The sequence below is a fragment of the Yersinia sp. LJYL362 genome, assembly GCF_048323875.1.
In genome coordinates this window covers 1-8,701 of sequence record NZ_JBLWEX010000032.1, presented here as the reverse complement: position 1 = coordinate 8,701, position 8,701 = coordinate 1, and the positions used below count along the sequence as shown (strand labels likewise).

Sequence of the window (8,701 nt, the reverse complement as noted above, 5' to 3'; positions counted from 1 at the left end):
TGGAAATGGCCGGGCTACGCGCTGATATCTTATCGCCAGTCAAAGAAACCGGTACTTTGCTCGGGCATGTCACGGCAGAGGCCGCACAAGAGTGTGGTTTGTTGGCTGGAACGCCAGTAGTGATGGGCGGCGGTGACGTACAACTCGGCTGCTTAGGGTTAGGAGTGGTACAACCGGGGCAGACAGCGGTGTTGGGGGGCACTTTCTGGCAACAGGTGGTTAACTTACCCAAACCGATTACTGATCCCAATATGAATACACGCATTAACCCTCACGTCATTCCCGGCATGGTGCAAGCAGAATCCATCAGCTTCTTTACCGGCCTGACCATGCGCTGGTTCCGTGATGCATTCTGTGCCGAAGAGAAATTACTCGCCCAGCGGTTAGGGATTGATACTTATAGTTTGCTGGAAGATATGGCGGCGCGGGTGCCTGCTGGTGCTTACGGAGTGATGCCCATTTTCTCTGATGTTATGCGCTTTAAATCCTGGTATCACGCCGCACCTTCCTTTATTAACCTGTCGCTCGACCCTGAAAAATGCAACAAAGCCACTTTATTCCGTGCGTTGGAAGAGAACGCAGCAATCGTTTCGGCCTGTAACTTGGCACAAATTGCGGAATTCTCCGGTGTCAAAGCCTCGTCAGTGGTATTTGCCGGCGGCGGTTCAAAAGGCAAACTATGGAGTCAGATTCTGGCGGATGTGACGGGTATTCCGGTCCGTGTACCGGTAGTAAAAGAGGCCACCGCTTTAGGCTGTGCGATTGCAGCAGGTGTCGGGGTCGGGCTATATGAAGCACTCGATAAAACCGGAGAGCGGCTGGTGCGCTGGGAGCGAGAATACCAGCCCAATATTGAACATAAAGCGCTATATCAAGCAGCCAAAACCAACTGGCAAGCAGTGTATACCGATCAGTTGACGTTAGTAGACAGTGGGCTTACAACTTCTTTATGGAAAGCCCCCGGCCTTTAAAATTGACTGCTAATTGACTATCTTACTTGCCATTTTGAACGTGAGCAGTGCTCGCCGCCGTCACGTACTACGTGTACGCTCCGTTGGCTGTGCGCTGGTCGCGTCCAAACTGCCTGTGCCGATGACGTCAATTAAATTATTACAGACAACACATTCCAAGCGGTGAGGACAGATTGAAGAGTAAAGCGTCCGCGCCAGGGAGGGCGCGGCTCGAGCCCCCAGGGAGGGGTTTACGGCGTCTTTACGATCAGTCTGTTCTCTCTGCGAATAACTCTAGGCATTACAAAACAGTTATCATTATCTATTATTGGCATATGGGGCGCTAAAACGATTGCCATGCAGTGAACACTTGGATAGCATTATTGCCCCTCTTTCGTTGCCGATGATGGCGCATCCTATGATGAATACATCAAATAAGACAGAATCACCTGCCGGGCAACTTTCTGCTCCTGCTCGCGTCAGTGCCGTTAATTTACCGGCCATACTGCGAGAGAAAGACAATGTTAAACGCATTTTGGTTATTAAATTACGCCATTTCGGCGATGTTCTTCTCACCACGCCTTTACTCAACACGTTAAAAGCCAACTATCCACAGGCCAAAATCGATGTGCTGCTGTATGGTGGAACGCAAGATATGCTGCGGGAGAACAAAACGGTTAATCACGCATTTATTGTCGACCGCGGCCTAAAACATGCGGGCTTAACAGCCCAAATCAGCGGCGAAAAAGTGTTATTTAATGCATTGAAAGAGCACCATTATGATCTGATCCTCAATTTATCTGATCAATGGCGAGCCGCCGCTTATTGCCGTTTATTAAAACCGGGTTTCAGCATCGGTTTCCATTACCCAAAACGCGATACCTGGTTATGGCGCTACTGCCACTCCACCTTAGTCGATATCCCCAATGCCGCCGAACGGCACACGGTTCTCAATAATTTGGATATCCTCGCGCCGTTGCAACTGACTAATATCAGCACTGACGTCACCATGGCTTATGGCCCGCACGATATTGAGCGAGTAAAACAACTGTGCCAGCAACGTAATATTGCGGATTACATCCTGATTCAACCTTCTGCGCGCTGGAAGTTTAAAACCTGGGCCAGTGAATCATTCAGTCAACTGATAAACCACCTCACCGAACAAGGCGAAACAGTGCTGTTAACCGGCGGTAAAGACAACGCAGAACTGGACTATATCGCTGACATTATTGCTGGTTGCGCGCAGCCCGAAAAAGTTATTAATTTATCCGGCCTTTTGGCACTGCCGGAACTGGCGGTTTTGATAGATAACGCTAAGTTATTTATTGGTGTAGATTCCGTGGCAATGCATATGGCGGCAGCATTACAAACTCCCGCAGTGGTGCTCTTTGGCCCCAGTAATCTTAATCAATGGCACCCATGGCAGGCTCCGCACACCCTATTATGGGCGGGTCATTACCGCACATTGCCACATCCTAACGAGATAGATACTGACACTACGGATCGCTATTTGAACGCTATCCCTGTAGATGATGTCATAGATGCCGTTGACGCCTGGCGTATTCAAAGCCAGTAGTATGCTAATAATGGGCTTGTGACAGCCAATTTTGAGTCTTCCAACCAGCTCAAGCTGAGAGAATTATGATAACTCCATCGACTTCTTCGCCGGGCATATCCCCGGCTAACCCGCGTGGTGAAATGCTAAACAGTATCGCGGCATTACTGTTAGGTATCGCTTTACCCACCTCCAATCCTCTTATTAATATATCGCTGGTTTTAATTCTTATCAGCTTGATCATTAATCGTAAGTCTCTGCCATTAAAACCCTTGCTGACCAACCCATTAGTCTATTTGCCCGCCGCCATGTTTGCGCTGTTAGCACTGTCATTATTGTTCCATCACAACAGCTATGGCCCGGAAATGGTGAGTAAAGATAAGAAATTTCTTTATGTCTTGCCGCTGGCATTGTTCTTTATTAACCAACCGCAGCGGGTGAAACTGTTTTGCCTGGGCTTCTTACTCGCCAATGCGGTAGCGTTGGTTGGGACGCTGGCTGTCGGGGTGTTACATATCCCCATTGGCCAGGTGGATCCAACAAACCCAACCATCTTTAAACTACAAATTACCCAAAACTTCTTTATGGCATTGGCAGCCATGTTATGGCTGGTGCTCGCTGTCAAAAGTCCAGGCTGGAAACGCTGGGGCTACAGTTTGCTGGTGGTAGCAGCTTGTTACAGCATCCTATTCTTGGTATTGGGCCGCACCGGGTATGTGGCTCTGGTTGTTGGGTTAGGGGTATGGCTATTTTTCTCACTAGGCAGTCGCCAACGCTGGCTCTTGGTGCTGTTGGGAGCCATTGCATTTGCGGCACTGCTGCTGATTCCCAATAAAGCGACTCAGCGGATCACTCAAGGTGTGGATGAGATTAAAGTCTGCATGGCGGCCTCTGCGGATAACGTCAATGATGCATGCTCAACGTCAATGGGGCAGCGTTCTGCCTTTGCCATCGAGGCGGTTCGATTAATTAAGGAAGCACCTATTCTGGGCCACGGTGCTGGCGGTTTTTATTATGAGAACCCGGAAATTAACTACAAGATAAACAACCCACATAATCAATATCTGTTGGAAACTATCCAATCCGGTGTTGTTGGTTTGATTATCTTTCTGGCATGGATTGTCTGTTGTTACCGTGTTATTTGGCAACAAACACCCGCGCTACGTAATGTCTTGCTGGCGGTATTGACCAGCTATATGGCGTGTAACTTCTTTAATTCATTCTTGCTGGACTCATCTGAAGGCCATCTATTTATGATTTTCGTTGCCATTCTGGCAGGGTATTCTGTGACAGGTTCTCAGCCGCGTTTGGATCAGAGGAAGACAACGTAGCGGTCACTTTGAGTGAACATCAGCGATAACGGATTAAGTCAACGGCTCCCAATGGGAGCCGTTTTTCATGGTGCTACCGTCGTTATCTTGGATTAGCTAATGATAATAGAGACTTTGAAATTAAAGATATTCTTTAATAAAACCGCGAAGATGTTTATTCAAATAGAGGGGTATTTAATGAAATGTGAGTTTTACAAACGTAATTAACCAGTTTTATTTACGTCATCTTATATAGAAAGGGAATAATGAGCTTTTGTGTGGGTGAATTCCTACATTATTATCATCGATATACTCTTTCTATTTGTCAGATATTTCAACATGAAACATCAATCTTTCTAATGTCACTATTAAGAAACCTCGCTATTTTCTTTATTTAAATTAACTAGTTACCGTAGTGTTTTATATCGAATTTCTTTATTTATTAAAAATAAAACACCAGGTATTTATTTCTGCATGGTGTTAGATCCCTATGGTTTCCGTTAGGAAAAATGTAAAAATTCAAAATTAACTTTTTAGTAACAACTGTTAATGAAATCTAAATGAATCCTAAATAAAACCAAAATAATGATTATCCTATTGCCAGTTTTATTGATTTTTTTGATAGGAATGACTACCGCGGTGGCTATAAGAAAGGTATATCACTTTATTTTATAAAAACTAAAACACCCGCTATAAAACTGGCAATTTTGGTGGAGGGGGATCGTAATTTAAAAGGCTGTTATAACGTTTGAAATGAAAAGTCAGAGAAAATTTTTCTAAGAAATGGCCTATTTTTTCACATAAAGAGTGTTGCTGTAACACATTGTATTTAAAGGTGTTTTTAATTTAATTTTCAATGGGTAATCATTAAGTCTAGACCATGAAATTATCGAGTGCAACATGGTATAAATTCTATTCTTTCTCGCGTAATTGAACCAGTGTATCTACTGGAATCATCTTAAATGACACATATAAGGAAAACAGATTTCTATGCTAATGCAGTGGCTTTTATTTAGTGAATTAAACTGGAGAGTTTTCCTCTGAATATGAAAAATGATGATTTAGATCACTATTGGAAAATTTTGATGTATGTAATAATTTTTGCAACAATTTACATATTGTAAGATTTGGTCTACTTTCCGGACATTATGCAATAGTTTTAAAGGAAGCTATGATAACTATGTATTTATATCGCTAAGTGGGTCCAGGTGAATCTGTTTGTGGGGATAAACAGAATTTACATTTAACTTAATTTATCCAACGTCATTGAGAACATCATGGCCAATTCATCTACGAATAAATTATCTTTACCGGCCCTAACTTCTTTAGTGGTCGGCTCAATGATCGGTGCCGGTATATTCTCATTACCCGCAACGTTCGGCAGGGCAACGGGTGGTTTTGGTGCACTCATTGCCTGGTGTATTGCTGGTGGTGGGATGTTAATGCTGGCTTTTGTTTTTCAAACATTAGCTCAGCGTAAACCTAATCTGGATTCCGGTGTATTCATATACGCAAAAGAGGGATTTGGTGATTATCTTGGTTTTGCATCTGCATTAGGTTTTTGGGCCGGTACCTGTATTGGTAACGTTTCTTACTTTGTCCTGATCAAATCAACATTAGGGGCGTTCTTCCCTATATTTGGTGACGGTAATACCATTCCAGCAGTATTAGTGGCCTCCGTTATTCTATGGGGATTCCACATCCTGATATTGCGGGGTGTTAAAGAGGCTGCGGCGATTAATACCATTGCCACCTTCGCAAAAATAATTCCCATCTTCATCTTCGTCATCGTACTGATTTTTGCTTTTAAAGGTGATGTGTTCGCACTGAACTTCTGGGGCACGCCAGATGTCGTTAAGAGTGTCGATTTATCCCACCTGAATGACTACGGCTATGTTGGCCATGCGGCAGCTGTCATGCCGGTGGTAGCTGAGCCTGAGTCTTTATTCTCTCAAGTTCGTAGCACCATGTTGGTGACAGTATTTGTGTTCCTGGGGATTGAAGGCGCGAGTGTGTATTCGCGTTACGCCAAAGAACGTAGCCATGTCGGTATTGCCACGGTTCTGGGCTTTATTGGTGTGCTGTGCTTGTTGGTGCTGATAACCATGTTGTCTTACGGTGTACTGCTACGTCCTGATTTGGCTGCATTACGTCAACCATCAATGGCCGGGGTTCTGGAAGCCATAGTCGGGCGCTGGGGAGCCATCTTCATCAGCGTGGGTTTGATTATCTCAGTATTGGGTGCGTATTTGTCTTGGTCACTGTTGGCAGCAGAAGTGCTGTTCTCGGCGGCGAAGAGTAAAAGCATGCCAAAAATATTTGGTACCGAAAACAGCAATGCAGTGCCTTCAGCGGCGGTGTGGCTGACCAATATCTTTATTCAAGTGTTCTTAATTCTGACACTGTTTACTGATTATGCTTTCCAACTGGCCTTAGAGTTAACCAGCTCATTAACCCTGATCCCTTATCTGTTGGTGGGCGCTTACGGACTAAAACTTGCCTGGACGGGTGAAACTTACGAAACCAATGCACGTGGTCACAGAAAAGATCTCATCTTTGCTCTTATTGCCACTTTCTATTCCGCACTGATGATCTATGCCGGTGGTCTGAAATACTTGCTGCTGTCGGCCATCATTTACGGTCCAGGTACGATTTTGTATCTGATTGCCAAACGTGAGCAGCATCAGAAAGCGTTTAATACCTACGAAAGAATCCTGTTTATCGTTCTTATTGTGGCTGCGGTTGCTGCGATTTATAGCATTGCCACCGGAATCATCACCATATAATTTATTGGAGTTCTTATGTCAGATAAAGCTAAGAAAACTCACGCCAAAGCCAAATTTGGTGTTCACTCTGAAGTCGGACAGTTGCACAAAGTTATGGTCTGCGCACCAGGGCGCGCCCATAACCGCCTGACCCCCAGTAATTGTGATGAATTATTATTTGATGATGTTCTGTGGGTTGAAAGAGCCAAACGCGACCATTTTGATTTTATGACCAAAATGCGTGAACGTGGTGTTGATGTGGTGGAAATGCATAATCTGCTAGCCGAAACCGTAGCTATTCCTGCGGCCAAAAAGTGGATTCTGGATCAACAAATTGTACCAAATGAAGTGTCACTGGGTATTTTGCAAGAAACCCGCAATTATCTGGAAAGCCTGGAGCCACGTTTGTTAGCTGAAGTGCTGATTGGCGGTTTATCTACTACTGAACTCCATAAAGATGGCAAATGTGACAAAGAAGAGTTGAAGCTGATCCGCGAGGCAGTTGGCATCACGGAATATCTGCTGCCGCCGCTGCCCAATACCCTTTACACCCGCGATACCACTTGCTGGATTTATGGCGGCGTAACGCTGAATCCGCTGTATTGGCCAGCACGTCATGAAGAAACCATTCTGACCACGGCTATCTATAAATTCCATCCGGACTTTGGCGACGCCAATGTGAAGGTGTGGTGGGGCGACCCAACGCAGCATCACGGTAGCGCGACATTAGAAGGTGGCGATGTGATGCCAATTGGCAACAAAACCGTGCTCATCGGTATGAGTGAGCGCACCTCTCATCAGGCTATTACTCAGTTAGCTCAGTCACTGTTTAAAAACAGTGAAGGACAAGTTGAACGCGTGATGATTGCCGCTATGCCAAAATTGCGTGCTGCCATGCATCTGGATACCGTGTTCACTTTCTGCGACCGCGATGTGGTTACCCTTTATCCGGCGATTGTTAATCAGATTCAAACCTTCTCATTGCGCCCAGATAATGGCCCAACTGGCATTAAATTAAGCCGCGACAAAGGCACATTTGTTGAAGCGGTGGCCGGTGCATTGAACCTAAAAAAACTGCGGGTGGTTGAGACTGAAGGTAATGATTACGACACCGAGCGCCAACAGTGGGACAGCGGTAATAACATGGTTGCGCTTTCACCAGGGGTGGTGCTGGCTTACGACCGTAATACCAAAACCAACACCCAACTACGTAAAGAAGGGGTGGAAGTGATTGAGATTGTCGGTAGTGAGTTAGGTCGTGGACGTGGCGGCGGTCATTGTATGACTTGTCCAATCATCCGGGATGCCGTTGATTACTAATTCCCTTCGGCCTTGAAGCCACAGGGTTGTTAGCTGCCGCCCTACTACAACTCGAATTATTTAGGGATAGTGCGGTTGCTCTTAAAAAAATAGCTGATAGTGAGTAGCAGAGTAGCGCTATTTCGCTATTGGCTATTTGTCCGTTAACTTATCTTTATTTTTCACGCAAATAACACTACCCATTTCAGTGCTAATTGTGCTGATCTACTTTTAGGGATATTTACAGGGGGATTATTAATCACACTTTTAAAAAAACTGGTGCGTCATATGTCACAGAAAAATGGCGCAGAAAACAGATACAACAGTGTGAATAACTAATCTGCAATAACTTTGAAAATCTGACTCAACGAGATCTTATAGTGAAGATAAAAACAGTCGTTACCTTGCTATTAACGTTTCTTCTCGCTGCTTGCGACAGAACTCCCCCAGAAGTCGTGGAAAGTGTCCGTCCGGTAAAAATATTTATCGTGGAAGACAGTGGACAAAATGGGACTCGTTATTTCCCTGCGCGACTACAAGCGGGTGATGAAACTCAACTCTCCTTTAAACGTAGCGGGCAACTACAACAACTGCTGGTTCGTGAAGGTGAGCAAGTGAAAAAAGGTCAGGTAATTGCCAAGTTGAATGATACTGATCTGACTCTGCGCGTTAGGGATCGTCAGTCCACCTTTAATCTGGCACGAGATCAGTTTAATCGTTTCAATACCTTGCAAGGTCAAAGGGCTGTCTCACGCGCTGAGTTAGATGTTCGCCGCGCCGAGATGGAATCTGCTCGCGCAGCATTGGAAATTGCACAAAAAG

At 45.1% G+C, this 8,701-nt stretch carries 6 protein-coding genes and 1 pseudogene; all 7 read left to right on the top strand.

Going from position 1 to position 8,701, the window contains the following annotated elements:
- Positions 1-971 (top strand): autoinducer-2 kinase (gene lsrK, locus ACNSO8_RS01295; RefSeq protein ID WP_418393589.1); only part of this gene is annotated, 971 nt, incomplete at its 5' end.
- 397 nt (positions 972-1,368) lie between these two features.
- A complete protein-coding gene (gene rfaQ / locus ACNSO8_RS01290) occupies positions 1,369-2,526 on the top strand; it encodes a putative lipopolysaccharide heptosyltransferase III (RefSeq protein ID WP_050121536.1) in 1,158 nt (385 codons plus the stop codon).
- Between the two features lie 65 nt (positions 2,527-2,591).
- Complete coding sequence (gene waaL-ps, locus ACNSO8_RS01285; protein ID WP_172654236.1) at positions 2,592-3,836, top strand: O-antigen polysaccharide ligase WaaL-ps; 1,245 nt, start codon at positions 2,592-2,594, stop codon at positions 3,834-3,836.
- A gap of 1,256 nt (positions 3,837-5,092) precedes the next feature.
- Positions 5,093-6,601, top strand: coding sequence for an amino acid permease (locus ACNSO8_RS01280; protein ID WP_005159143.1), 1,509 nt, complete (start codon positions 5,093-5,095; stop codon positions 6,599-6,601).
- 15 nt (positions 6,602-6,616) lie between these two features.
- Positions 6,617-7,900 carry an arginine deiminase gene (gene arcA, locus ACNSO8_RS01275; protein ID WP_019080617.1) on the top strand — a complete coding sequence of 428 codons (1,284 nt, stop codon included), beginning with the start codon at positions 6,617-6,619 and terminating at the stop codon, positions 7,898-7,900.
- A 127-nt stretch (positions 7,901-8,027) separates the two neighbouring features.
- A pseudogene (locus ACNSO8_RS01270) lies at positions 8,028-8,218 on the top strand (LapA family protein).
- A gap of 41 nt (positions 8,219-8,259) precedes the next feature.
- Positions 8,260-8,701 (top strand): efflux RND transporter periplasmic adaptor subunit (locus ACNSO8_RS01265; protein ID WP_418393588.1); only part of this gene is annotated, 442 nt, incomplete at its 3' end.

What these genes read in the sequence shown, in the direction of transcription:
- arcA (WP_019080617.1), top strand. Translation starts at nt 6,617, where the DNA reads ATGTCAGATAAAGCTAAGAAAACTCACGCCAAAGCCAAATTTGGTGTT.
- ACNSO8_RS01280 (WP_005159143.1), top strand. Translation starts at nt 5,093, where the DNA reads ATGGCCAATTCATCTACGAATAAATTATCTTTACCGGCCCTAACTTCT.
- rfaQ (WP_050121536.1), top strand. Translation starts at nt 1,369, where the DNA reads ATGATGAATACATCAAATAAGACAGAATCACCTGCCGGGCAACTTTCT.
- waaL-ps (WP_172654236.1), top strand. Translation starts at nt 2,592, where the DNA reads ATGATAACTCCATCGACTTCTTCGCCGGGCATATCCCCGGCTAACCCG.